This is a genomic window from Cellulomonas fimi, assembly GCF_028527925.1.
GTDB lineage: Bacteria > Actinomycetota > Actinomycetes > Actinomycetales > Cellulomonadaceae > Cellulomonas > Cellulomonas fimi_C.
Map to the genome: position 1 here is coordinate 1 of NZ_JAPESW010000185.1, position 531 is coordinate 531.

The 531-nt window shown below is 60.3% G+C and carries 1 protein-coding gene; it reads right to left on the bottom strand.

What is annotated here, in order from left to right; translation table 11 throughout:
• Positions 1-196: 196 nt before the first annotated feature.
• The coding region (locus tag OMK64_RS21590) for a toprim domain-containing protein (protein WP_272730175.1) at positions 197-531 on the bottom strand (335 nt) is incomplete at its 5' end.

Below are 531 nucleotides of genomic sequence, written 5' to 3' on the forward strand. Positions count from 1 at the left end.
GCTGGGGTCGAAGTAGTCCTGATAGGCATACATCGGCAAGCTCCACGGTGAGGTGGAGCGAACTTACCAAGCGCTTGCTTGGCTTTCAAGCCTGGCGCTGTGTAGGAGCCGGCTTGCCGGCGATATCATCACCACGGCCTATGCGGAAAAATGCGTCGCCCGCATCGCCGGCAAGCCGGCTCCTACAGGAGCATCGTTATAGGGCGATGGGTTTGCGGCCAGCGAAGGAATGCGCCAACGTTCCACCGTCCACCAACTCCAGCTCGCCACCCAACGGTACGCCATGGGCAATACGCGAGGTGATCAAGCCTTTGTTGGTCAGCAATTGCGCAATGTAGTGCGCGGTCGCCTCACCTTCCACCGTCGGGTTGGTGGCGAGGATCACTTCATTGAAAGTGCCCTGTTCTTCAATGCGCGCCACCAGTTGCGGAATGCCGATGGTTTCCGGGCCCAGACCGTCCAGCGGCGACAGGTGGCCCTTGAGTACGAAGTAACGGCCGCGATAGCCGGTCTGCTCCACCGCGTACACAT